Origin of the sequence: Methylomonas sp. MK1 (assembly GCF_000365425.1) — a bacterium.
Taxonomy (GTDB): Bacteria; Pseudomonadota; Gammaproteobacteria; order Methylococcales; family Methylomonadaceae; genus Methylomonas.
On the sequence record NZ_AQOV01000003.1, the window covers coordinates 63,682 to 88,845 of the forward strand.

Sequence of the window (25,164 nt, forward strand, 5' to 3'; positions counted from 1 at the left end):
GCAGTCAACGTAAAGTGCATTGCACTTTTTGATTTTTTAAACAAGTTCCGCTCTTTTTGTTAGGGCAATTGAAGTCGGTTATGTAATATCGTGTACGTTGCTATTTTTTAGCGGCTAAAATTTCGTAGTGGCCTATAGGCCTTTGCAGTACGAGTGAAAGCCGCCAGTTCATCGCGTCATGTTTTCGACATGCTATAAACTGCGAAAAAAATACTATCAACAATGACTTACGAACGCAAATACATTAATTTTTTTATTCAGTGTTATGGAAATGGTTTACCCTATTAGCGACTTAGGTTGCGCCGTTGTGCGAATGTCATTCGCTGATTGGCTTGTAATTGCCGAACTTGAGTTCTTTGATGTTGATGAAGGCGATCATGACGATTTTGTTCAGCACATACCGTCTCTGTATGCTTACTCAATCACCGTCGCATTAGTAAAGGTCGGTAATACGCTCTTCAAATTATCCGGAAAGCGGCGGAAGGAAGCATGGCTAAATGGCACGCTGTCCAAACCTGATTACCTCATGGCCTTGATTTTCGACATGACCGAAGAAGATTTTCAGACGTTATGCATCGAAGCGAAGACGAAGCAATTTGAGGCGCTACCACCACATGAAGTAGTGAAAGCCGCCTATAACGAATTGGGGTTGACCTTTGTTTCCGAGAGGCTGCGAAATGGATTTATCAATGAGGCCATTCATATCGCGTTACGGGGCCGTCAACGCTCTCTACAAGATAAACGTTCAATCAGAGAGCGCGAAGACATTAATATGAAAAAAGCTATTGAATTGTTTAAAAGCGAACTCCTATTGATTGATGGCTTACTCCCTAAATCAGATATTTTTACAACTGGTGTATTAGCCGGTTCGTTAATAATGCTTGCCCTGAATAAACCAATTACTGAATTTCTGAAACGTTTGAACGATAATCAAGGGCAAACTAAAGATGGGTTGGCAGACCCGATTGAATGTTTGTTAAAGGCAATTCATCGCCACAAGATAAGTCAACGGACAATGCAGCCGCGTATGGCAATAGACCTGGCAAAAAAGACAGTTCACGCCATTGCCATTTGGTTAGAAGGCGATCAATCAGCTAAGTATTGGCGAATGAGGGATTTAACCGGGCATGAGCTGATGCCTCTGATTATGGAATTGAAGCAACTAAAGATGATAAATGCGGAAAGAGATTTATAACCTATTGAAATCGAGTATTATCTTTTTCAGTTGCTCAACATTCGCAAAAGACCCTCAAGTAGTAATTGTTTACTCTGCGGAGGCTTTAGGGAATCCGGCTTACGCCCAAGTAATAGCCGGCATCGAACACATGAATAGTCATGTTCAACGAATCGAATCTACTGGCGATAATAATAATATAAGCTCTATCCTTGATGCGACGCATGCCGACCGGGTTATAGCGCTTGGTAAGGGAATTGTTGAGAACATTTACCGCACGGAATATCGGGAACGAACGCTGGCAGGGTTGATGTACTTTAATCCAGCGGAATACAGCGGCGTAGGCTTGGCGCTTGACAATCGTGTACTGGTTGAACATTTGGCTAGATTACTTCCATCAGTCAAACACTTCTTTGTAGTTCAGCAATCCCATTTTCAGACCATTGATTATGTGCCAAATAATTTAAAGTCATCAGCCGTCATAGAAATTAGGGAAGGAGTAGATTCGCTAGACACCATTCGTGTACTTGGCCGGTTACTAGATGAAGCCACGTCCGCTGATGCAATATTTATCCCAGCTAACTTACCAAAAAATATTCTGTATGAAGTAGCGAAGGTCGCATGGGATAAAAAGATCATCCTTTTATCGACAAACCTTAGCCACCTTGAGAATGGCGCCCTCATAGCAGCTTATCCTGATGATTTTGCGTTGGGAGAGCAATTAGGCCGCTTAGTGAGCCGACCGAGCCCAGTCTATGAAAACATCAAGGTCATTAAATTCGCGCTGAATCGGCGAGTAGCCCAACATCTTGCTATTGAGTTCGATCCGATTGTACTAGATTCCTTCGCCCTTAAAATTAAATGAGTCTGCTCGACCGCTACAACATACAACAGCGGTTCAATTTTTTGATTTTCATTTCCATTATCCTGGCGTCATGTTTCTTAATTGGATTCATGTACAAGTTAATTTCTAATTACATCAACGACTACACAAGTCACTACTGGCGAGAACATACCGCAACATTTGCTGATTCAGCCATATACTCGGTAATTTTAGGTTCAACATCACAGTCGGAATCCGTTGTCCATAGCTTTGCGTCAGACAAAAACGTATTGGGAGCAACGATTTATAATAGTCGTGGTGAACTATTAGCTTCTTACGGTGCTAAGTCTGTGTGTGAACTAAATCCGCCACTTCGCACTGAAGAGCCCAGCTATTCGGACAACCGAGACTCATGGTGCTTCTATTCACCTATATACCAAGAAAGCTATTTGGGGTACGTCGAATTAGTTATATCGAAAGCTGAATATGACCTAGTAATGAAGAAGCTTTTACTAGGATCAATATTGATCATTCTCATTTTCTCGTTATTTTTTATAGTCATTGTCAGGAGGTTGTCACGACTATTTACTTCGACATTGATGGAAATGGCGATGGTACTCAATAAGGTAAGCCTAGGTGAGAGAGGAAATCGAGTTCATTTTTCAGGGTCATCCGAAATCAATAACATGCGAATTACTCTCAACGATATGTTGGCGAATATCGAAACGACAGAAACAGAGCTAGAGAAAAGCGTCGAAGAGCGGACGAGTGCCTTAAAAATAGCGCTCGAAAGCAGCGAAACCGCCAACGTTTATAAAGCGCAGATTATGTCTATGGTGTCTCATGAAATGAAGACACCTTTACACGCCATAGGGGGATATTTGCAACTATTGGCTGAGCGTTTACCGGATGATCCTGTTTTCACTGAAAATCGAGCATTACATGCAAAGGCATTAGTTCGCGTTAATGACCTAAATACTTTAATCGACAATATTCTATTACATGCGCAGCTAGAGGCCGACCGGTACGATGTGGCACTAACTTCTATTGCAATTGCACCTTTAATGCATGCATGTGTTGAGAATGTTACCCCTTTGCTTAACCGCAATAGAAATCAGCTACAGCTAATCGGCTCAGATACCATGATTGTATCGGATAGCGAGGTTTTGCGGCACATTCTGAACAATTTATTGAGCAACGCGTGTAAATTCACCACAGATGGCGTGATTACTCTGACTTGGCGACTTAGCCAGGCGTTTTTAATTATTGAGGTTGCAGATACAGGCTGTGGAATACCTGCTGAGTTTTGCGATCAAATTTTTGATGCATGGTGGCAGGTGGACATGAGTCTAGGCCGGCGATATGGTGGGCACGGACTTGGCTTGGCAATAACAAAACAGTTCGTACAACGTTTAAACGGCGACATCTCTGTTGAGCCAAATCATATATCTGGCACTATTTTTACAATCAGAATACCGAATTCCAAGTCCTAGCTTGTTCGTCTTCGGATAAGCTATGCGGTAAGTTTATTTTAATCGCATCAATAATACGTCTTGCTTTCTCGATATTGCTAACTGTTAACTCTCGTTCTAACTCATTGACTAGATTTCTCAGTTTTTTCTGTTTCTGGTCGTGATAATAGTCTTGATAAATTAGTTTGGCTTTATTTATTTGGCTGACGCATTGCGCTCTTAACTCCATCAATGTGTACGGTTTTGGCAAATATTGACTGGCTCCGTTCAGGATAAAGTCTTTGTTATATTCTGGTTTATCAAAGGCCGTCATCACAATAATTGGCTGGTTCTTATCTACATCCATTATTTCCGATAGCACTTCATCCCCTTTGCGCCCCGGAAGCATGTAGTCAAGCAAGATAAGATCGTGACGTTTCTTTTTCCATAATGCTAAACCTAGTTCGCCATCTGTGGCTCTATCGACGTCATAATCGCTCTTTAAGGCCTCATATACTATTTCCGAGGCATCTTCATCGTCTTCTATGACAAGCACGCTTGCTTTTACCTGTCCTCGCTGCCCGCGAACGTATCCGGTGCAGTGGGCCATCTGTAGAGTTTCTACCAAGTCATTTATTGAAATGGTTTGGAAGTTATGTTCTTTGGCGAGAATAACCGGCACTTCGGTGTCACAGGTTTCGCTTATCAGGTAAACTGGCACTGCGTGCCCAACCAATTGCTTCGAATTTATCAGTTTAGTTAACTGCCATATATCAGTGCCATCGAACGAATAATCTGTGACAATGAAATCATATTCATCGCTCTTTAGGGCCTCGATGAAATCATCTGTTGTCTCTATGACGGATGTACTGGTGCTTTCAACGCCAAGGATTTGATTGGTGATCGCATTGCTGATTTCATAATCACTTGAGGCAACAATCACTTTCATTAGAATATCTTCGATAAAGGTTTTAGTTTTCCACCATCACGACCAGTATCTATGGTCCACCTTGGCGGTCTCGGTTTCGACATGCATTTATAGGGCTTGAGTAGTTTGAGTTATCGAAACGATTACATCTCTCTCAGGCTTATAGGTAATACTAACGGTAGGTTTAATGTCCTCGTTGACGAGAATTGTAAATTCTCGTAGCACTGTGGCAATAATCACCATCATTTCCAACTCTGCGAAATGCCTACCAACACAATTGTGTACTCCACCACCGAACGGGAGAAACGTGTACTTATGTCGCTGCGTTACGGCACCGTTTAAAAAGTGTTCTGGATAGAATTCGTTTGGCCGCTCCCACCACCTAGCATCACGATTGGTCGCATAAAGGCTCATTATTACAGACGTACCTTGTGAAACCGTTTTTCCTCCTACGGTTATCGTCGTTGCTGTATCCCTACTAAGCGCGATAGCCTGCGGATATAAGCGTAATGTCTCATAAAGCGCCGCCTTGGTGTAGATCAACCGTTCCATAGTTTCTGGCGTCAATAGGTCATCCTTGATGCCCTGTATTTCACTGGTAATACGTTTATGGACCGCCTCATGCTTACCTATAAGGTAAAAGAACCATATCAACGTATTAACAGTGGTGTCTTGCCCAGCCAGGAACAACGTAACCGCCTCATCCCTTAGTAACTCTCTCGACATTTGTGAGCCGCTTCTGTCCCTACCATTCATCATTAGCGAAATTAAATCATGGCCTGTCGGCTCAATTCCATCGATTTTGGAGTCAACATAGGCCACGAATTGATTGATGGCTTTCTCCATCCTCCTATTTTGTAGGACAAAAAGCCGCTTTAATTTTCCCTTGCCTAGCGTCTCTGTTAGTAAATGCGGAAATAATCCTTTTACTATGGTGTCAATCGCCGCCATCAATAACTCTTCATTATGTGATGTTTTTGCCTGGCCAAACATGACCTGAATCAGAATGCTCTGAATAAGGGTTTTTAATTCCTCTGATATGTTTACTTTAGTGACGCCATCGTTTTTGAGCCGCCTTGTGGCATTGCAGGCTTCTTTAAGCATAATGCCGTGCCACTCTGCGATAGCTTGCTTTGTAAACATTGGCTGCATTAGTCGACGCTGGTTTGTCCATGTAGCGCCCTTGCTATTAAACAGTCCATCGCCGAACATAGGTTTTTTTGCTTCATAAAGTGAGTCTCTATTCAAAAGGCCCCTAGCTTCTTGATTGAATATTTCCTCGTAATGTTCCGGATTTGATGTAAATAAAAGCTTCTTATTGAAAAAGCATGTTTGCACAAAGTCGCCATATTTCTTGTGTATAGCGGTTAATGCGCCAGTAGGATTGGTTATTAGCCTAGCTAGATAAATAAGCACTAGAATGTCACTTTGACTTGTCCCAATACGGTTCGCCCAAGAATAGCTTCATCCCCTGGGAATAAAATTGGGTTTAACGTTGGTTCTTTTAGAGTTGAATTAAAGATGTTATTGACTCTGAATGTGAATTCGAGTGGTTTCGCGACTTTGGTCGATAGTGTTAGACCAGCCGTAAAATAACCTGCTAAATTCCCACGTGGATCATCGGATGGCCGTTTTCGCTCTCCGATCCAATTTAGTTGAGTCCCTACCGCCCAACTATCAGTGATGTCCCAGTTTATCAGCCCTTTTGCCATGTGTTCTGGCATTAGACCTGTATAAGACGTAGAGGGCAACCCGTGATAACTGTAGCTGACAGCAAAGTCAACATCGCTGCTTAGCTTGTACTTTGTTTCAGTCTCAAAGCCTATCCCATCAATTGGGGCGCTGTTACGAAAGCCGACCGGGGTCACACTTGTGGAGTTAGTGGACGCGATTAAGTTTTCTTGTTTAAACCAATAAACATTCGCCGACGTCATTAAATCAGACGACCATTTGTTTTCAACCTGGAATTCAACCGTGTTTACAGTTTCCGGTTTAACTGTAGTGCCCGGAATCAGTGGTAGATTCTTTTCAAGAAACGACGGCGGTCGAAATGCCCGGCTATATAGCAACTTGGTTGTCAGATTCAAATTGACATTCCACACCAGTGCGATACGTGGACTATAACCTGGTGATACGTCCGAGTAATAATCGTAGCGAAAGCCAGTAGTTAGATACCAATCTGGTGCGAAATTCCACTCATCCTGTATTAGCGCATAATAATTTGTTCGCTCTTTCGATGCCAATAGTGGATCTCTTCCAAATGCCGATGCTTCGGTTAATGGGATCTGCTGTACAAAGGTTGGAGTAATGATGTAATTGATTTTGTCAGTTCCATCAGAAATCCAGTTGTAAATAAGTCCCGTACCCCCTGTAATCGTGTGTTTATTAATGCCAACGTAATTGAGTTGGGTAGTTAGCCCAGTTGTCCCCTGGAAACCAGACACAATATTTCGTGCACCAAGTGGCAATAACCCGCCGAACGTACCTGCCGGCAATAAATAAATATCGGTACTTGGATTTTGCCCCAAAAAATAAAACGAAGTTTTATTCGTTAGTGCATCGGTGATTTTGTTATTTAGCGACAGATCGAGATTATATATATCATTATTTGTGCCGCCAGTACCATCAAGGGCATAAGCCGCTCCAATACCGGTTTCTACATGTCTGAATCCTTGATACCCGGCTCGAAGCCTGATCATATCTTTGTAGGCCACGTCTATGCGCGCATCAATGTCACCCCGACCATTATTGGTGACGCCTGGTGCATTAGATACGTGAGTTCCAAACTGGCTATCTATAACTGTCTGTGCGTCTTGGCTGACCCTTCCTTGATAACCATTTGTGCTACCGCCTTGAATGGCTAAGCTGTACTCTAAGTCGCCTGATTCGTTACCGTATTCAGCCCAGCCTTCATAAGTATCTTGATTTCCAAAGAACCCACCAGCATCGCCCCCTTTTAGCTCTTTGCCGGTCTTCAGAACAATGTTGATAACTCCAGTCGTGGCGTCGCCACCATAGAGCATTGAACCAGGCCCTCTAATTACTTCGATATGTGCAATATTCTTAACCGGCAGATTCCATTCGAATGGCTTTCCGCCAAATAATGTATTCCTAACAGGTACGCCATTGACTAAGATTAACACTTGAGCGTTTGTCTCAGAGGAAACACCGCGAAACCCAATAACCTTAACGCCACTTCTGGCGTTGCTTACATGTACACCAGGTAAGTATTCGAGAACATCCGTCAAGCGTCTGGCACCGATTCTTTCAATGTCTTTAGCCGTCATAACCGACGTAACACTAGGACTTAGGCTTTGCTGCAACGGGTGCCCTGATGCAATTGATTGCATTTGACCAGATCCATAAATCAATCCTAAATCGTCGTCTGTTTCGGCTATTGCGTTTTGTGTGATACACAGACAAAAACACACATATTGCGCCGTTTGAGAAGATTTCATAGTGGATAGTTTACGATCTAATCGCTCTGATCTATTACGATATGGATTTCATGCCCTGTTGAATCTTCTGCTTCTTCAAGAGGTACAAACGTTAATCTGATGGGGATGGATATATCTTTATAGGTTTCTCGAAGGTATCGGATCAATGTATCTAACGTTGACCATTCACGAACTCTTTTGCGATAGGACACTAACAAAAAAGCCCCGTCCTTCCAATTTAATTTAGTGACTATTCGGTACTTTTTACTCGGTGCCTGAACAATATTGATTTCCCTTACGGCCTTAGTTTTAACAAACTCTACCAGCTCGGCTTCTTCTATATTGTATGTGTTATTTTGATACTCCATTACGTTATGCCAGTAACCGTGAAATGTACTTAAACACCGTTGAAACAAATGATTTTTTACAATATAACATGTTTTGATTCTGGCGGTTAGCAGGATATGACGGGGCTAATTTGATGATTTCTTTCGATCACTGACATCCATGTTCACCCTTCTGCCACCTCCAGAAATATACAGCCTGCCAAGATAAGTAATGATGGGGTGCCAAAATCTTTCATCAAACACCCGCGATAAATGCGTGAAGAATGTTCGACTATACACACCCGCCCTCCTCCTTGGATTTTAGCGGCTAAAATGTTGTTTGACTTCCGCCTATTAGTTAAGCTAAACTCTTTACTACGTGCTATCGCGTTACTTTATTCTTTAGCGAGACTTAAACATGTCGCAAGGCAATCAGATTACTCTTCTTGATAATACCCAAGATTCAATTTCTCTCGGTAAAAAGAAAACGCCCAAAAAACGAGTCTCGCAGCACAAACCAGTCCCGCCTGACGCTTTTTCAAATCAGCAGTTATGCCTGTTTCAAGACTTTTTAGCCAACAATAATGACGAGCGCGATCAACTTGGCAACGCTTTCGACCTTTGGGATAGCGTTCCTCGGTTTTCAATTACACGGAAACGGCAAGAAGAAATGCGGCTACCAAGTGGCGCATTACCAATCTGCACAATTGCCTTCAAATACAGAGGTAATGAATTCAAGATACTTATAAGACCAGCAAGGCTAAAGGACCCTATCACAGAGGTAGAAACAGAATATTATCCTGGAGCACGAGAGGAACTTGTTGAACACGCATTACGAAAAATTGCGGTTGATGATGGTTTTTATGATGCTGATGGATTCCGTTCCGGATGCCGATTTACATTACACCGATTACGCACTCATCTAGCTGATCAAGGCCACACCCTCCGTTACGACGAACTAACGGAAGCATTGGATATTCTATCCCTTAGCAACATTGATATTCAAGGGGAAACGGAGGACACAGAAGTCTGCTATACCCGCATGAATTATCTTTCATTGCTTGCAAGGGTGAGCAAAAAAGACAGTTCTATAAGCAATTCTCAAGACTCTAAATGGTTAATTCAGTTTCATCCATTGATTACTAACAGTATTTCTAATCTGACATATAGGCAGTTCAACTATCGCAGATTAATGAAGTGTAGAACTCAACTATCAAGATGGTTAATCTCACAATTGGTACTCAAGTACACTCAAGCAGCATTAACTAACAGCTTCGTAATGCGGTACAGCACAATCAAGCGAGACAGCGCTTTACTGGAAGGCTATAAACGCGAACGTGATGCAATAGCTACACTTGAAGAATCTTGGGATGAACTTAAGTCGCTAGGTGTTTTAACCAGCCACACCAAAACAGAAGAACGCGGGAAGCGGTCTAAAATCGTAGATGTTGTGTATACCATATTCCCTTCACCAGAATTCACTGCCGAACAAAAAGCATCGAATAGACGATTAATAGATTCGAAAAAATCACTTGATGGTGGAAATGGGTCCCGAGCCGTAATTAACGCAGGGGGAATAGGTCGCGGGTCGTAACCAAAGAAGGGGGAATGGGTCGCGGGTCGCCACCAAAGTAAGGGGGAATAGGTCGCGGGTTCTTCAAAATTCAATGGAAATAGGAGTAAATCAGTACGTTGGTAACGTTCAGGGTAATTCGCTATTAAGGAAATAACTACCTCTCACCGGATTAGCCATTAACAAAAGTACTTTCATGAACACAGGGGGAATGGGTCGCGGCAAATGTCTTTTTCCAGGGGGAATAGGTCGCGCTATTCAGGGGGAATAGGTCGCGGGTACAAATCGCTTTAGATTTTCACCCTGAATAGATCAAATCAGGCAGGGGGAATAGGTCGCGTGTTCCTAAAAATCCAGGGGGAATAGGTCGCGGGTTATTAAAAAACCAGGGGGAATAGGTCGCGGTTCGCGGGATTGGCAAAATCAAAATACCTTTTTGATGACATGAGTACACATAAATGAGCTTTATCACAATACAATTAGGGGGAATAGGTCGCGGGTACAATTCCCAACATATTGATTATGCTCAAGTAAACTGGTCTTTTACAGTCCTTATTACTTATAAGCCTTATATAGCCTTTTTTTAACCGTGCAAATAAACCTATGACTTCTTTTAGTATGCTCTTAGAACATGCAAGACGAACAGCCGTAAACTGCAACAAAAACAATTAGCCTCTGGACATTAAAACGAACAACAAGTCGAGTTTTTACTAAAAATTCTTGCTTTAAATGAATCCACTAGGGGGAATAGGTCGCGGGTCTTCTATTCCGAATTGGACTATTCCATACATTATTGCCGATTCATATGAGTTTGTAGAAGCAATTCTGCCAAAGCACCAAGCGTTTCAAGTCAGAAAATGGGCAGAAGAGACAACAAAAAAATAACAGATTATAGAAAAGCAAAAATCATTAAACGCCAAAAGGAAATCATTAAGATTGGATCTTGATGCAGAATCTTCCTAACGCTATTCCCAAAAGAACTCGGCAGCGTCGTTATAATCTCAAAAATAAGTGAAACATGCCTATACGCTTATGGTGATAAGCCAATTCAGTATAGGATAAATGGGAGGGCAAAAAAGTTATTGCACCCGATCATAAGCGTGTTCAATCCCTTTATGGTTACGATCATCTGCAACTTCTACAATGACCTTTCCATTTTAGCGGCTAAAATCGAAGCCCTTAACTTAAGTGATGGTATTTTAAAAAAAATGAACAATGACACAACAGTTAAACGACGATACTCGTCAACCCCATTTGATGGAAAAGTCATAGAAATACGACCTGAATGTTTAATACCCTTTAGTGAAAATTGGAGTATTCCGAACGGAGATGAAGTTAGAGAAATAATTCGCCGGACAGGATTAACAGGGGGCCAAGTTGCAAAAAAAGTGGGACTTACTGGTAGTGGAGCCAGTAGAACCGTAAGAAGATGGGTTAGTGGGGAAACTGATATATCTTATGCCATTTGGGGTATTTTATGCGATCTGGCGGGCATCAAATCTATCTGGCGCGAAACTGAATCAGATTAAACACCTGATAGTTATAGCTTTCGATCATTTAGCTGATGCAACCATGTAAACTTGACAAATAGGACATAATGCCCTACTGTATACATCGAAGGCCGGGCATTCCGCCAAGGTCAGTTACCGGAGATTCCGATGAGTATTACTGCAACTGCCGTTGAACCTGTTAAACGCGAAAGTTTTTTGCCAACCTATTTCAAAGAAAAACTTTGTCTAGGGGAAACGCTTATTTATTCCTTTATGGACAAACTATTTGAAGAATATTCTGGTGGTTATTGGGATTTTTTTACGCTGTCGAATGGTGGCTTTTACATGGCTCCTACAGGCTATGAGGAAATCACATGTAATGCGGATAATGGCTTTTGTGGTGAAATGTCTGGGGACGCCGCTGGTATTGTCGCAACTCTTTACACCCTTAACGTAATTGCAAATAAAACAGAGCAAGACCACTTTATAGAAATGTACCATCTGTTAATTGATTACATTTCATTTCACGAAGAAAGTGGCAAGATATATGCTGCAATTGATTGAGTATTCTTAAGTAGCGAAAATACCATTTATTGCGGAAGTAAGAAGATGATAGGTAGCCCCGGCATAACCGGGGCTTGCCGCGATGCTGTCACATCACGACACAGGCGCGGGCCTGACTGATTATTAAAACTTAATTTCGCAAAGGTGGTCAATATGGCAGCAAAACTTTATAAGTTTCCGGATGTAGGAAAAGCTCACCCGCAGCAAGAAAATGTTGTCGAAGCCACCGATCCTTTAATTCATAGTTCTCCCCCACTTTTGCACCGAATAGTGCATATTGTTTGGATAATGCTTGCCCTAGTTTGGCCAATCTCTAAATGGCTGTTTGCCCTCGATATTCTATTTCAGTTCATAAGGGCAATGTATTATCACAATACACCGGGTATGTATGCTGGGCTGACCGCTATGATTCATGCTTCATTGTTAATTGCGATTACTTACTTTGTTGAGTTCTATGGGCCTCGCAAATTTTAGCCGCTAAAATGTTATTTGACTCCGCCTATTAGTTAAGCTAAACTTTATGCATGCGTTAAGCTTAACTCTTTACCTCACGGCGGCTGTCACCGTCGTTTTATCAACAAGGCGCGGAGCACTAACATGGGCAACAGATGTTTAGGAAGTGGTTATGAAAAGACTAACCGAGAGGCAATTCGAACAAGCAGTTTCTCAATTAGAAATTGGGGAACAAACAATCTTAATAGCACGGGGGGTATTGGTAGACGGGAAATCCCAAGCCGATTTTTCAAGAGCGATGAACATAACAAAGAGTGCAGTTTCTCAAGCTGTAAACAGAGTCTGGAACGCGCACAAGGAATTAGCGGAAGTACCGGAAGGGTACGAGAAAGTGACGGTGATCCTTCCTCGTCATCAAGCGTTTCAAGTCAGAAAATGGGCAAAGGAATCAAAGGAACTATGAAAACATTAGTTACGGCGAATCAAAAGGGCGGTGTTGGTAAGACTGCAACACTCGTGCATCTTGCCTTCGACTTTGCTGAGCGTGGTTTCCGTGTTGTTGTAATAGATCTCGATACTCAAGCGAATGCGTCTTACACGCTAGGGGCATATAAGTGTGGAGTCTCTGCTAGTTCGCTACTAACTAATGCGAAAGTTGATTGTTCTTTGTTACCCTCCACTGGATTGGTTCTTATCGAGTCCGATGCTGCACTCGCCAATATGGAAAAAATGACGCTGAGCGATGCGGGTATGAATTTTAAATCCGCCATAAGTGAATTATCGTCTGTTGGCTTTGATATTTGCTTGATTGATACAGCCCCATCACTTGGCGTAACAATGGGAGCCGCTCTATTTGCATCAGACTTTGTTCTTTCACCAATTGAGTTAGAGGCATACAGTATTCAAGGTATAAAACGAATGGTTACGACCATAGCTAACATTCGAAAAGCTAATAAAAATCTTAAGTTTCTTGGCATGGTTCCTAGCAAAGTTGATAAAAGGAATCCAAGGCACTTACGACACCTTCAGGAACTCACCCATGCTTATCCGACATTAATGACTCCTGAAGGTATAGTCATTGGTCTACGGAGTAGTATTGCCGATGCATTAGCATCCCGAACGCCAGTATGGAAAATCAAAAAAACAACAGCGCGAGTGGCGGCCAAAGAAGTGAGAGCATTAGCGGCCCATGTTCTTAATCAAATGGAGATCGGATAATGACAGATCAATTACACACCATTGCAAGCAGTGGGCTGGCCTTGCATGAAATAGGCGACCTTGCCGGCCTACTCTCCGAACAACCAAAAGAAGCATCTGGTTATGCAGAGATTGACATCAATTTGATCGACGAGGATCCTGCACAACCGCGCACAGAATTCAACCATGGCTTTTCAACTGAAAGCATAGCGGAGTTGGCTGGATCCATTGACAATAGCGGCTTATTGCAGCCAATAACGATTAGGAAGCACCCTGAAATTGAGGGTAGATACATGATCAAGGATGGTGCTAGAAGATTTCGAGCATCAAAGCAAAATGGGGCCGAAAAGATTGCTGCCATCATTGAAGACGAAGGCGATAAGACGGCAGCCCGAGTAAAGATCGAACAACTGATTGTTAATCTCCAAAAAGAAGGTAATACCCCGTTAGAGATTGCGCACACTATCGCAACCGCACTAGAGGAAGGTATTGGAAAGAAGACCATTTCCTCCTTAATCGGTAAGAGCCCGGCGTGGGTGACTTTGCACACTACGTTGCTTAAGTTACCAGCTGAGCTTGATGCGGCATACAAAGCAGGGAAAGTTACCGACGTAAATATTATTTACGAATTGAATAAGCTCTATAAGACGAACCAAGCGGATGTTATGGCTTGGTTAGATACTCCTGGTCAAGAATTCACTAGGGGCCAATTGAAGTTATTTCAGGAATATCTAAAGGACAAGAAAGAAAATATTCGGGTCATCCAGGATGCTAATAATGAACCAATCGCTAACCTCTCTGAAGTTGATGAAGATGATCTTAATAGCGGCCAAGTTTCTGGCACTACCTTAACGGGTGAAGATGAATCAAATATAGAATCTGGCGGACGTTCTTTAGTCGCTACTGGTGACGACCAACTACAATTGACGGATAGTTCGAGCATTCCTAACAATCCAGATCTTAAGCAACAGGAAGATAACGAAAAGAAGAAAATAGTCGATCCAAGCAAATTTAAGAAGGCTATCGTTCAGATATGGCATGACGGTCGGCCAGGTAGGATCATTCTTGACAAAAGGCCCTCAACAGAGGGGTTTGGGCATATTAAGTATGACGATGATGGTCATGAATTAGAAGTCGATCTTGGTGAAGTCAAGCTATTGGCATTGGTAGAGGCTTAACTTTTAAAAGTACGCGCTGATTCTTAGTCGGCTCGGTACGGAGTACGGAGCAATATAGTAGCTTCGTTTTGGAGTCGATATGGTACTTGTAAATGTTCCTCAAAAAAGACTTTTAACGCCAGATGTAATTCAGCGGGGCCTCTATAACGCAATTGATCCTGGTTCTGATCAATTGCAAGATGATCAAGGGATAAACGCGAAAGCTATTTATAACGTTGATGAGCTTTTGGATAGTGCTCAAACAGCGGAACGAGAACAGCAAGCTATTCTGGAAGTGTCATCTGTTGAACAAAGCTATCAAGAGGCCCTATTTGATTACGTTGAAGCAAAGCACGAACAAGTAGATCGTGTTGAAGATAAGCTTGAAACCTTAATTGAGAAGCAGCAGTCTAGGATTCAACAAATTCAATCCGCAAAACCTGGAGTTTTGGTTTTGCCTGGTACTCGTCGAGCATGGCAAGATCAAATTGCGCATCAACATTCCAGGTTGCAGGTCATGCAAGCAAGACTCGAAGCTGTTAGAGAAATTCGGGACGGTATGGGCTTGCATTCGCCAAAAATCGAAGAGCTTGCGGAACGGAAATTAAGAAGAAACGAACAGGAATTAACTAACGAGTTTGATAGCGTATTAGAAGCTCAGCGGAGACATAATATTGTTACTAGGAAATCGCTCAAACAAAGTGACAGTTTAGGCATTGCTCCAAAATTAACATTATCCATTTCTCCGGGTTCACAATAGTCTCTTCACCCCAGATAAGAAGGATCATATTTCGCGTTAGATATTATTCTTAATGAATGGATTTCTGGCTTATCTAGAATCCAATGTTGCTTGGTCATATCACGGACTTAAAACGCGTAATTGAGCTATGGTCTCATGCAGGCCGGTTTTACCTTGTCCAATTGGATGTTTTAGCCGCTAAAATTTATTCAGAAGGCCGGGCGATTCGCCAGGGCTTAACCTAAACATAATGGGTTTGTGCCTTATTTGATCCAAACAGTGAATGCTATAAATGCGGTTACAGCGATGATTGTCATGCTTCCTGCAATTACATTCATAATGGCGATCTTTTTTGCATCACGGATTGGGCCATTGATTCTATTTAGCGATGACTCGATTTCAGTCCTGACTGATTTTATGGTATCCCTTGCGCCTTGGGCCATCATGTTTTCCATTGATTCCTTACTGGCGTTCAACGACGCATTTACAATGCGTTCTGCTTTATTCTTTGCGTCTTCGCTCCAGCGCATTGCCAGCGCTTCTAGCTCTTTTTTGAATTGATCAAGCATATCTTGCTGTGCCTTTGCGCCGTCTTGTAGCAATCTATTATTGATCGTTTGCAGTATCAAGATAGGATCGTCGCGACCAACGGCAATGCCGTGTTTAGTCGCGATTTCCCGGATCAGACTTTCTATTTGATCATCTCTCATTACAGAATCACCGCCGTATCCATTTGATCGTACAATTGGCGCTGAATCAGTTTTAGACGTTGCCGCATCATGATGGTGTTTGTCTCTGCGGCAATAGCTTCTTCGAATGTCATTTTATCTTGTAGCATATCGCTCAAGTCTCGACCGAATGTTTCGGCTTTGAGGTCCGGTATTTTTACAATCGCCGCCACGCGCGATTTGTTCGCAGTATAGGCTTTCATTTGCTCAAACCCTTTACCGTTGTCTTCTATTGGGCCCCAATAGGGGTTTAGCCATACCACAAACTCTGCTTCCTCCGGGTACTGCTGAACTAACTGACCAAAGCCGGCCACGGTGTCGACCAATGCTTGTCCACCCGTTACTACCGTGTGAATTACGAGTGTATGGCCCATTTCTTTCAATAGTTGCGGTACTGCGTTGGTCATCAAGTAGTTTGACAGTGGCACAAATGAGCTTGCTCCGTTATCGATAACGATATCGCTTTCACTACTTGCGATCATTTCAATCAATTTGTCGAAATGGCGAGAATTTATTTCATCGCCGTCTAATATATCGAGTTTCACGACGTTGAGCTTTTTGTACCCGTTCAACGTCGCATTCACTGGGTCGGTGTCTACGCATAACGGAGGCGTATGTCCCTTGCTAGTTTTGTATTGTGCGATCAAGGCGGCGATTAGCGACTTGCCAACACCCCCTTTCCCTTGTAATACCATGTGTATTTTTGACATTAGAGCCAATCCTCTTTATTGGGTGATGGATCGAATTTAAAGTTTTGTGGCTTCTGTTGATTGCTGGGGTTAGGTCTTTCTGGTGGTTTGGCTCCTTTCTTCGGGACTAGTTGTGTAGTGTTTTGTTTTGGTGGGGTTTGGTTGGCTTTTTTAAGTACCTGGTTTGTATATTTAAGGAACTGGTGATAACCAATCGTGACCCGCTTAGTTTCGTACATGTTTTCCCATACGGTTCGTATCGAATAGCCCGCCGATATCGCTTCGCAAACGTCATCTTTCACTGCCTGAAACATCACTAGGTTTCGGTCGCGCTTTTTCACTGCGTGTTTTTTCTTCACCCACTCCGCAAGCTGTTCCGTATAACTTTTATTCATCTAATTTCACTGGAGGTGCATCTCAGTCAACTTTGAGTCAATTTTGAGTCAAAATGTATGTAAAAAATAAGCTACATAATATGAATTATCGTTATTTTATATACGTTTAAATATATATGTTGATTATTTTTTTGTCGTTGATCGAGTGTTTGATAACATGTTGTGGAGTTACCGACCGAAAGGTCGGGGCAGGATATGTGAAGTGTACCTACCGTATAAACGGTAGCTACACTTCACTCCCCTTATTCGCGCCGAGCGCTCAACGGTATCCTGCTCTACGAGGTCAACGGCTACCGCCGTTACAACATTTGATGAAGGATTATGAATATGGCAAACGAAACCCGAAAAGGTAGTAATCCAATCCGTGTTTGGGTTACTCCAGACGAGAAGGCCGCGATTGAAGCGAATGCTAGGCAAACTGGCCATAGCACATCGGCCTACTTGAGATTTCTTGGACTTGGTTATGCGCCGAAATGCATCACCGACAACGAGAGGGTTCTGGAGTTGGCGAAGATCAATGGCGACCTGGGGCGTCTTGGTGGGTTGCTTAAGCTTTGGCTAACCAATGATGCCCGAACTGCGCAGTTCGGTGAGTCCACTATCAGGGCTGCACTTGCGCGTATCGAAGCTACGCAAGACAAAATGATTGAAGTGATGAAGGCTGTAATCATGCCGAAGGCTGACCTGTGATTTTAGCGGCTAAATTTTTTCACTTATGATCGCGAAACATGTTTCGATGAAGTCGATTAAGAAAAGCGACTTCGGCGCACTTGTCGGTTACATATCTGATGACCAGGATAAGAGCGAGCGTGTTGAGTACACCTCTGTGACTAACTGCCAGTCGGATGATTTAAGGTCGGCAATAATTGAAGTAACCACTGTCCAGGGGATGAACACCCGAGCTGAATCGGATAAGACCTATCACCTGATTCTGAGTTTTCGCGAAGGCGAACATCCCAGTAATGAAATCTTAAAAGAGATTGAAAGTAACATTTGCGAAGGGCTCGGGTATGGTGAGCATCAGCGCGTTAGTGCTGTTCATTGCGATACGGATAACCTCCACATGCATATTGCTATAAACAAAATTCATCCGACACGCTTAACTATTCATAACCCATATAACGACCATAAGGTTCTTGGTAAGTTGTGCGAGTCCCTAGAAATAAAGTACGGCCTTGGACGAGATAATCACCTATCGAACAAGGTGCCAAGTGAAAACCGTGCTGCTGATATGGAGCGGCATGCTGGTGTTGAAAGCTTGCTCAGTTGGATTAGGCGCGAATGTTTAGAGCAGCTCCATGTAGCGGCTTCTTGGGGTGAGTTTCACAAGGTCCTTCAGGAGCATGGCCTTACATTGCAGGAAAAAGGCAATGGCTTTGTCATTGCAGATCATGAAGGCTTGATGGTGAAGGCGAGTACCGTTGCGCGTGATTTATCTAAGGGAAAGCTTGAGGCTCGTCTTGGATTATTTGAGGCCTTGATAAATGGGTCTGGTACTGCTTCGCTATCTACCGGGCGGTCGAAGGCATATGAAGCTAAGCCGGTTGGCTCCAGGATTGATACAACGCTGTTGTTTGCCAGGTATAAGAATGAGCAGGCCAATCAAGGAGCGCTACGTGCTCAGCAATGGAAGTCGGCCAGAGAAGAGAGAGCTCGTAAGGTGGTTGCCGCCAAGCGAGCGGCTAAATTAAAGCGGGCTGTGATAAGGCTCTCTGCGAAATCTCGCATGGAGAAAAAGATCTTGTACGGTCTGGTTAGTAAATCTTTGTTGGCCGATTTGCAAACGGCTAACGAGCGCTACCACGTCGCGAGGCAATCAATATTTGAAACGCACAGGCCACAACAGTGGGCGGACTGGTTAAGGTGTAATGCGTCCATGGGTGATGTTGACGCGCTTGCAGCATTACGTGCCAGGGAAGTGGCCAAGGGGTTAAAGGGGAATACCGTCGGGGCGGCTGGGGGCGCGCGTTCAACGCATGGTGTGAATGCTGTACAGGATAGCATCACAAAGAAGGGCACCGTCATTTATCGTGTCGGGGCATCTGCTATTCGCGATGATGGTGACAAGCTTAAGGTATCGCGTGGTGCTTCCGTCGATGGATTGGAGGCGGCGTTACGGATGGCGATGGATAGATATGGGAGCACAATCACGGTTACTGGCAGCATTGAATTTAGAGCGCAAATCGTAAAAACGGCGGTGGATGCTGCTATTCCTTTGACTTTTGCTGATCCTCTCCTGGAGAGGCAGCGGCTGTCTTTATTAAATGAGACTACGGAGAACAGAAATGGGCACTCAACTGACCGAGGAAGAGGAGTTGGAAGCGGCGATAGCGGCATTGGATCAGGAGTCCGTAATTCCAGTGGAGGGCGATTCGATGAAGGAGGGCGACGGAATGGGATCTTCGGATTCATCAATAAGCCCAACGTTAGCGGCGTTGGGCGTCGACCGCCGCCCGAAAGTCGTAACCGTTTGCGAGACTTGTCCAGTCTCGCTATGGTTCGCTTCGCCAGTGGAATTGAAATGCTATTGTCGGGCAATGTATCTGGTGGTATGGAGCACCAAGGATCCGACACAAATAACGCATTGCGACGGCCAGTTTCTGGATCAGGATTGATCGTATTTGTGGAGGCCGATAAGTACATTGCTGAACGTGATGAAAAGCGGTTAAAGGGCGTTAATGTGCCGGTGCATAGGCGGTTCTGTGAGGGTGATGCGGGCATGCTGCCTTTTGCTGGCTTGCGGCATGTTGATGGCAGATTTCTTGCGCTTCTAAAGCGCGATGATGTTGTATGTGTCTTGCCGGTAGACGAGAAAACGGCCGCACAATTAAAGCGCTTATCTATAGGTGATGCTGTGTCTGTTGGTGAATCGGGTTCGATAAAACTCACAAAAGGTCGACGCAGATAGCCGCCTTTTTTTCGCGCTAGATGTCAGTCCGGTTTTTCCTGGCCGGTTTCGTATAAAAAAATTAATGTGATTGCCTTCATAACTCATTGTTGATAGTATATTTTATTAGATATATTGCTTATTTAAAACAGTTATTAGGTGGGGTGTCGTTTTTCACTTCGTGAGCCATAGCTTAGGGTGTTTTAGCCGCTAAAACGCGAGTTCTATTGTTTACTCATTCCTGCCGCCTGTTATCACTAAAGAGGCTTATCAAATGAAAGATAAATTTAACAATGCAGTCGGTCCACAAATTCGGGCGGGTCAGCCAAGGGTTGGCCTCGTCATACCCGCATTGGCTATCGCGTCGCTTGTTGCTGGGCTTCAATCTGCTACTCAGTTCTTTGCCGACGAATTTAACTATCAGTCTACGCTAGGTCCTCAGTACAACCATATTTATGCACCTTGGGCGGTTTTGCGCTGGTCTAGTGATTGGTATGGGTTATATCAAGAAAGCTTTATGAAGGCGGGCAGTGTTGGTATCTCTGTAACCGCTGTCGGATTGTTAGGGCTTATTGTTGCCAAAATGGTGATTGCTAATTCCTCTAAGGCTAATCCGTATTTACATGGCTCGGCCAGATGGGCCAACAAAGAGGATATTCAAGAGGCTGGCTTATTACCTCGTTCTGGTGGTTTGATTTCTAGGCTTCTCGGCAAAAAGACTTCGCCGGTGTCAGGCGTATATGTAGGTGCATGGATCGATAAAAATGGTGTTACCAGGTACTTGCGACATAACGGGCCTGAACATGTTCTCTGTTATGCGCCCACACGATCTGGTAAGGGGGTTGGTTTGGTTATTCCTACGTTGCTGTGTTGGGAACGTAGCGCAGTTGTTACCGACTTGAAAGGCGAATTATGGGCGCTGACTGCTGGTTGGCGGAAGAAGTATGCCAGAAATAGGGTATTACGTTTTGAGCCCGCTGCTTTGCAAGGTAGCGTATGTTGGAATCCATTGGATGAAATTCGAATTGCAACGGAGTACGAAGTCGGCGACGTGCAGAATTTAGCAACATTGATAGTCGATCCAGATGGTAAGGGTTTAGAAACGCATTGGCAGAAAACAGCTCAAGCGCTACTTGTCGGTGTGATTATGCATGTTCTATATAAGGCCAGGGATGAAGGTGGCGAGGCGTCTTTACCTATTGTGGATGCAATTATGTCTGATCCTAATAGGGATATTGCCGAGCTGTGGATAGAGATGACAACCTATGGGCATGTGTTCGGTAAAAATCATCCGGTGGTTGGCTCTGCCGCTCGGGATATGATGGATCGTCCCCCAGAAGAGGCCGGTTCCGTTCTCTCTACAGCTAAGTCGTATCTCGCTTTGTATCGCGATCCAGTTGTCCAGCGCAATGTGCGTAAGTCCGAGTTTCGCATCAAAGATCTGATGAATTTCGATGATCCTGTCAGTTTATACATTATCACTCAGCCTAATGATAAGGCTCGGCTAAGGCCATTAGTTAGGGTAATGGTGAACATGATTGTTAGGCTTTTGGCTGACAAGATGGAATTCGAAAACGGTCGTCCGAAGGCTCATTACAAACATCGAATGTTAATGATGCTGGATGAGTTCCCTAGTCTTGGAAGACTAGAGATTTTGCAGGAGTCATTGGCTTTTGTTGCTGGTTACGGCATTAAGTGCTATTTGATTTGCCAGGATATTAACCAATTAAAGAGTCGTGAAACGGGCTATGGCGCTGATGAGTCGATAACATCTAACTGCCATGTGCAAAATGCATATCCACCTAACAGGGTTGAGACTGCTGATCATCTTTCCAAGTTGACCGGTCAAACCACTGTCGCAAAGGAACAAATCACAACCAGTGGTCGGCGTACCAGTGCTTTATTGGCACAAGTCTCTAGGACCATTCAAGAAGTACAAAGACCTTTGTTGACTCCGGATGAATGCTTACGCATGCCTGGGCCAGTTAAGGGCGCTGATGGGTTGATTGAGAAGCCTGGCGACATGGTGATTTATGTAGCAGGATACCCTGCAATTTACGGTGTCCAGCCATTATATTTCAAGGACCCGGTGTTTCAGGCAAGGGCGTCTATTCCACCGCCCAAGGTATCCGACAAGTTACTTAAGACGCATGAAATATCGCGTGGCGCTGAGGCGATTAAGTTATGAAGCGGCTTACTTCATTGATTTCCCTTCTTGGTATTTCATATCTGGCTTTCTGTGGAATCGCCTACGCCGTTGGCGCGCGCTTTAACTCCACACGTAGTATTCCTGTTGGCATTTACTGGGAAACTCGCGACCCGGTCGAGAAAGGGGCTTATGTAATGTTTTGTCCCCCGCAATCGGAAGTGTTCGATTTAGCAAAGACTCGGGGCTATATCGGTGCTGGATATTGCCCTGGCGGATATGGCTACATGATGAAAAAAATTTTAGCGGCTAAAACGGATGTCGTTTCCATTGGTGATGATGGAGTACGGGTTAATGATGTTTTATTGCCATATAGCGCCCCTTCAGAGCTTGATGGGGCAGGTCGCCCAATGCCGAAATTCAGGACAACCCATGAATTAGGTGAATCAGAAGTTCTACTTATGACTGATATAAACAAGGGTTCGTTCGATGGTCGCTATTTTGGCTTAATCAATCGCTCTCAAATCACGGGCGTTATACGTCCTGTTTTAACTTGGTAAAAACGGAGGTTTTTATGCAGTTGTTTATTGCGGAAAAGCCCGATCTTGCTAAGGCCATTGTTGATGGTTTAGGCGGCGGATCGCGTAAAGATGGTTACTATGACTGCGGCGATAGTTATGTGACATGGTGCTACGGTCACATGCTGCAACTGCTGGACCCAGAGGACTACGATCCCAGATTCGGGAAATGGAATATGGATGATTTGCCTATTTACCATATCCCGTGGAAGAAAAAGCCATCGAATGATAAGAAAGACCAACTCAAGATCATCACCACCTTATTAAAGCAAGCCAAGAGCGTTGTACACGCGGGCGACCCTGACGATGAAGGCCAGCTATTGGTTGATGAAGTCTTGGAGTATGCGGCTTGTTCGCTGCCTGTTAAACGATTGCTCATCAATGACAACAATATCAGTGTCGTTAAGAGGTCGCTTGCAAGTATGCGCGACAATCGGGAGTTCGCTGGTTTGTCGGCGGCGGCGGAGGCACGAAGTATTGGTGATCAACTTTACGGTTACAACATGAGCCGTGCATATACGTTGGCCGCGAATAAGGCAGGTTTTCAAGGTGTGTTAAGTGTCGGTCGAGTACAGACTCCTATCCTTGGTCTAGTTGTTAGACGGGATAGGGAGTTCGAAGCTCATACCAAGAGCTATTACTACAATGTGACTGGACAATTTACTTTTGGCGATTTGTCGTTTCCGGCCAGGTATCAGATTGTTAATGAGGATCCTGTTGATGAGAAGAGCCGTCTATCCAATCAGGGCCATGCGCAGGGTATCGCTGATGCGGCAAAGGGCGCACAGGCAACCCTTGTTAGTGCGGCTACCAAAAAGAAAGATCAGCATCCGCCGCTTCCTTACAATTTGTTGAAGCTTCAGACAGATGCTTCGCGGAAGTTCGGGTTTCGTCCAGACCAGACGAAGGACATAACGCAATCGTTACGCGAAAAGCACAAACTGATTACATACAATCGGAGTGATTGTGAATATCTCAGTGAAGACCAACATGGCGATGCGCCGAATGTTCTGGACGCTATTGCGAAGACGGCACCGACGCTAACGCTTGTCGCGCAAAAGGCTGACCCGTCGATAAAAAGCCGTGCGTTCAATTCTTCAAAGGTAAGTGCCCACCACGGAATCATTCCAACTGAGGCCACAGCCGATTTTTCTAAACTGACTGATGGCGAGCAGAAAATCTACATGTTGATTGCCCGCGCTTATGTCGCACAGTTCTGGCCTAAACATCAATACGATCAAACCGATATTTTTGTTGAAGCCGCTACACATCGGTTTGCTGTTCGCTCGAACATTACTACCTTGGCTGGCTGGAAGTCGCTGTATCGAAACGATATAGGTAATGAGGATTTAGAGGGTGATGAAAACGACATCGCCCTTGATCTTCGAGTGTTAAAGGCGGGGCAGGCAGGTGATTGTACTGACGCCGTTGCGAGCCAGATGGAGACGAAGCCGCGACCACTGTACACAATGGCCACCCTTTTAACGGACCTTACTCGTGTTGCTCAATATGTGCGTGATGATCGTCTACGGGAGCTCCTGGTCGAAAAGGACAAGGGCAAAGAAGGCGAGCATGGAGGTATTGGTACACCGGCTACGCGAGACACCATTATTGCCACTTTATTTGATCGTGGCTATTTGGCGGAGAAGGGTAACAACATTATCAGCACTCCGACGGGGCGGGAGTTTTACGATACCTTGCCGGATAAAGCCAAATATCCCGATATGACCGCTCTATGGCACGAACAACAAAAGGCTATTCAGAGCGGCGACCTCAATGCGATTTCCTTTGTCAATGAGTTGATGGAGTACATCGGTGCAGAGGTGGCTAACGTTAAGCAGAATGGCATTGGGATCAAGGTTGCTTTCAATCCTTGTCCTGATTGCGGAAAGCCTTTGCGCCGCATTAAGAAAAAGGACAAAAACGAGTTCTTTTGGGGTTGTACTGGGTTCGCCGATGGGTGTCGGTTTGCAGCAGAAGACAAGTCTGGTAAGCCAGTCCCTAAACAAGCGCCTCTAGTGTCTGCCGTACATAAATGCATGTCATGTGGAAAAGGCTTGTCAAGGCGGCCAGGAAGAAAGAAGGGTGCGTTCTGGTGGGGATGTAGTGGGTTCCCCACATGCAAACAAACTTACCCAGACATTAAGGGACAACCGGATTTTAACAATAGCAAACAGGGTGGACGTGATGAATAGCAATGATGATGTAAATGACTTAAATGTGGATACGGAAGTAGATTCGGCGTTAGCGGTAGATACGGTAGATGTTGTGGCCGTGAAGTTACTTGATGCTATGGTGCCTGGTGCTGTAGTGGAATTCGATCCCGACGAGGCCGAACGGCTTGGTGCGTTCAATGAAGACGCCTTAGATGAGGCCGATGCATTGGAAAGCCGTATCGATTCAACAAGTCATGAATAGGTGTCTGATCA

General features: G+C 44.2%; 24 protein-coding genes. 17 read left to right on the top strand and 7 right to left on the bottom strand.

The features are described 5' to 3' along the window. Positions 1-265: 265 nt before the first annotated feature. The 3 genes from G006_RS0124170 to G006_RS0124180 are packed head-to-tail and all read left to right on the top strand — an operon-like array spanning position 266 to position 3,490. Positions 266-1,195, top strand: coding sequence for a hypothetical protein (locus G006_RS0124170; RefSeq protein ID WP_020485804.1), 930 nt, complete (start codon positions 266-268; stop codon positions 1,193-1,195). Further along, positions 1,176-2,039 carry a hypothetical protein gene (locus G006_RS0124175; RefSeq protein WP_020485805.1) on the top strand — a complete coding sequence of 288 codons (864 nt, stop codon included), beginning with the start codon at positions 1,176-1,178 and terminating at the stop codon, positions 2,037-2,039. The genes G006_RS0124170 and G006_RS0124175 overlap by 20 nt, the downstream gene beginning before the upstream one ends. Further along, positions 2,036-3,490 carry a HAMP domain-containing sensor histidine kinase gene (locus tag G006_RS0124180; RefSeq protein ID WP_020485806.1) on the top strand — a complete coding sequence of 485 codons (1,455 nt, stop codon included), beginning with the start codon at positions 2,036-2,038 and terminating at the stop codon, positions 3,488-3,490. The genes G006_RS0124175 and G006_RS0124180 overlap by 4 nt, the downstream gene beginning before the upstream one ends. Here G006_RS0124180 and G006_RS27415 read toward each other — a convergent pair. The 4 genes from G006_RS27415 to G006_RS0124200 all read right to left on the bottom strand — a co-directional run bounded on the left by G006_RS27415 (position 3,465) and on the right by G006_RS0124200 (position 8,181). Next, entirely contained in the window at positions 3,465-4,397 is a 933-nt protein-coding gene (locus G006_RS27415; protein ID WP_020485807.1) for a response regulator, read from the bottom strand. The two genes, G006_RS0124180 and G006_RS27415, sit on opposite strands and share 26 nt — an antisense overlap. A gap of 87 nt (positions 4,398-4,484) precedes the next feature. Next, the gene (locus G006_RS0124190) at positions 4,485-5,792 is read right to left on the bottom strand and encodes a cytochrome P450 (protein WP_020485808.1); all 1,308 of its coding nucleotides are present in this window, start codon (positions 5,790-5,792) and stop codon (positions 4,485-4,487) included. Next, the gene (locus G006_RS0124195; protein ID WP_051067746.1) at positions 5,792-7,834 is read right to left on the bottom strand and encodes a TonB-dependent receptor plug domain-containing protein; all 2,043 of its coding nucleotides are present in this window, start codon (positions 7,832-7,834) and stop codon (positions 5,792-5,794) included. The genes G006_RS0124190 and G006_RS0124195 overlap by 1 nt, the downstream gene beginning before the upstream one ends. A 17-nt stretch (positions 7,835-7,851) precedes the next feature. Next, the gene (locus G006_RS0124200; protein ID WP_020485810.1) at positions 7,852-8,181 is read right to left on the bottom strand and encodes a hypothetical protein; all 330 of its coding nucleotides are present in this window, start codon (positions 8,179-8,181) and stop codon (positions 7,852-7,854) included. Positions 8,182-8,557: 376 nt separating this feature from the next. Here G006_RS0124200 and G006_RS0124205 point away from each other — a divergent pair, with 376 nt between their 5' ends. The 8 genes from G006_RS0124205 (at position 8,558) to G006_RS26465 (ending at position 15,333) form a co-directional block, all read left to right on the top strand. Further along, the gene (locus G006_RS0124205; protein ID WP_020485811.1) at positions 8,558-9,733 is read left to right on the top strand and encodes a hypothetical protein; all 1,176 of its coding nucleotides are present in this window, start codon (positions 8,558-8,560) and stop codon (positions 9,731-9,733) included. Positions 9,734-10,827: 1,094 nt separating this feature from the next. Further along, positions 10,828-11,241 (top strand): helix-turn-helix domain-containing protein, encoded by a 414-nt coding sequence (locus G006_RS0124210; RefSeq protein WP_269454646.1) that lies wholly within the window; start codon positions 10,828-10,830, stop codon positions 11,239-11,241. Positions 11,242-11,370: 129 nt separating this feature from the next. Continuing rightward, the gene (locus G006_RS0124215; protein WP_020485813.1) at positions 11,371-11,766 is read left to right on the top strand and encodes an antirestriction protein; all 396 of its coding nucleotides are present in this window, start codon (positions 11,371-11,373) and stop codon (positions 11,764-11,766) included. Between the two features lie 153 nt (positions 11,767-11,919). After that, entirely contained in the window at positions 11,920-12,240 is a 321-nt protein-coding gene (kleE, locus tag G006_RS0124220; protein WP_020485814.1) for a KleE stable inheritance protein, read from the top strand. Between the two features lie 151 nt (positions 12,241-12,391). Then, entirely contained in the window at positions 12,392-12,682 is a 291-nt protein-coding gene (locus tag G006_RS0124225; RefSeq protein WP_020485815.1) for a TrfB-related DNA-binding protein, read from the top strand. Continuing rightward, positions 12,679-13,437 (top strand): ParA family protein, encoded by a 759-nt coding sequence (locus G006_RS0124230; RefSeq protein ID WP_020485816.1) that lies wholly within the window; start codon positions 12,679-12,681, stop codon positions 13,435-13,437. Before G006_RS0124225 ends, G006_RS0124230 begins: the two co-directional genes overlap by 4 nt. Next, positions 13,437-14,594, top strand: coding sequence for a ParB/RepB/Spo0J family partition protein (locus tag G006_RS0124235; RefSeq protein ID WP_020485817.1), 1,158 nt, complete (start codon positions 13,437-13,439; stop codon positions 14,592-14,594). The genes G006_RS0124230 and G006_RS0124235 overlap by 1 nt, the downstream gene beginning before the upstream one ends. A 79-nt stretch (positions 14,595-14,673) precedes the next feature. After that, positions 14,674-15,333, top strand: coding sequence for an IncP plasmid survival protein KfrC family protein (locus G006_RS26465; protein WP_020485818.1), 660 nt, complete (start codon positions 14,674-14,676; stop codon positions 15,331-15,333). Positions 15,334-15,575: 242 nt separating this feature from the next. Here the strand turns inward: G006_RS26465 and G006_RS0124245 are convergent, their stop codons facing one another. From G006_RS0124245 to G006_RS0124255, 3 genes are read right to left on the bottom strand one after another with little or no spacing between them, the layout of a single operon-like run. Next, positions 15,576-16,022, bottom strand: coding sequence for a hypothetical protein (locus G006_RS0124245; RefSeq protein ID WP_020485819.1), 447 nt, complete (start codon positions 16,020-16,022; stop codon positions 15,576-15,578). Then, a complete protein-coding gene (locus G006_RS0124250; RefSeq protein ID WP_020485820.1) occupies positions 16,022-16,750 on the bottom strand; it encodes a hypothetical protein in 729 nt (242 codons plus the stop codon). Before G006_RS0124250 ends, G006_RS0124245 begins: the two co-directional genes overlap by 1 nt. Next, complete coding sequence (locus G006_RS0124255) at positions 16,750-17,124, bottom strand: TraK family protein (protein ID WP_020485821.1); 375 nt, start codon at positions 17,122-17,124, stop codon at positions 16,750-16,752. The genes G006_RS0124250 and G006_RS0124255 overlap by 1 nt, the downstream gene beginning before the upstream one ends. Positions 17,125-17,451: 327 nt before the next feature. Between G006_RS0124255 and traJ the strand changes: the two genes are divergently transcribed. The 6 genes from traJ to G006_RS29575 all read left to right on the top strand — a co-directional run bounded on the left by traJ (position 17,452) and on the right by G006_RS29575 (position 25,153). Further along, positions 17,452-17,814, top strand: coding sequence for a conjugal transfer transcriptional regulator TraJ (gene traJ, locus G006_RS0124260; RefSeq protein ID WP_020485822.1), 363 nt, complete (start codon positions 17,452-17,454; stop codon positions 17,812-17,814). Between the two features lie 25 nt (positions 17,815-17,839). After that, positions 17,840-20,032 carry a TraI/MobA(P) family conjugative relaxase gene (gene traI, locus G006_RS26470; RefSeq protein WP_020485823.1) on the top strand — a complete coding sequence of 731 codons (2,193 nt, stop codon included), beginning with the start codon at positions 17,840-17,842 and terminating at the stop codon, positions 20,030-20,032. A gap of 253 nt (positions 20,033-20,285) precedes the next feature. Beyond that, the gene (locus G006_RS0124270) at positions 20,286-22,199 is read left to right on the top strand and encodes a type IV secretory system conjugative DNA transfer family protein (protein ID WP_020485824.1); all 1,914 of its coding nucleotides are present in this window, start codon (positions 20,286-20,288) and stop codon (positions 22,197-22,199) included. Then, complete coding sequence (gene traF / locus G006_RS0124275) at positions 22,196-22,717, top strand: conjugative transfer signal peptidase TraF (protein WP_020485825.1); 522 nt, start codon at positions 22,196-22,198, stop codon at positions 22,715-22,717. The genes G006_RS0124270 and traF overlap by 4 nt, the downstream gene beginning before the upstream one ends. Before the next feature lie 14 nt (positions 22,718-22,731). Then, complete coding sequence (locus G006_RS0124280; protein WP_020485826.1) at positions 22,732-24,930, top strand: DNA topoisomerase 3; 2,199 nt, start codon at positions 22,732-22,734, stop codon at positions 24,928-24,930. Beyond that, positions 24,923-25,153: a hypothetical protein gene (locus G006_RS29575; protein WP_020485827.1), complete on the top strand. Its 231-nt coding sequence runs from the start codon at positions 24,923-24,925 to the stop codon at positions 25,151-25,153. The genes G006_RS0124280 and G006_RS29575 overlap by 8 nt, the downstream gene beginning before the upstream one ends. Positions 25,154-25,164 lie beyond the last annotated feature (11 nt).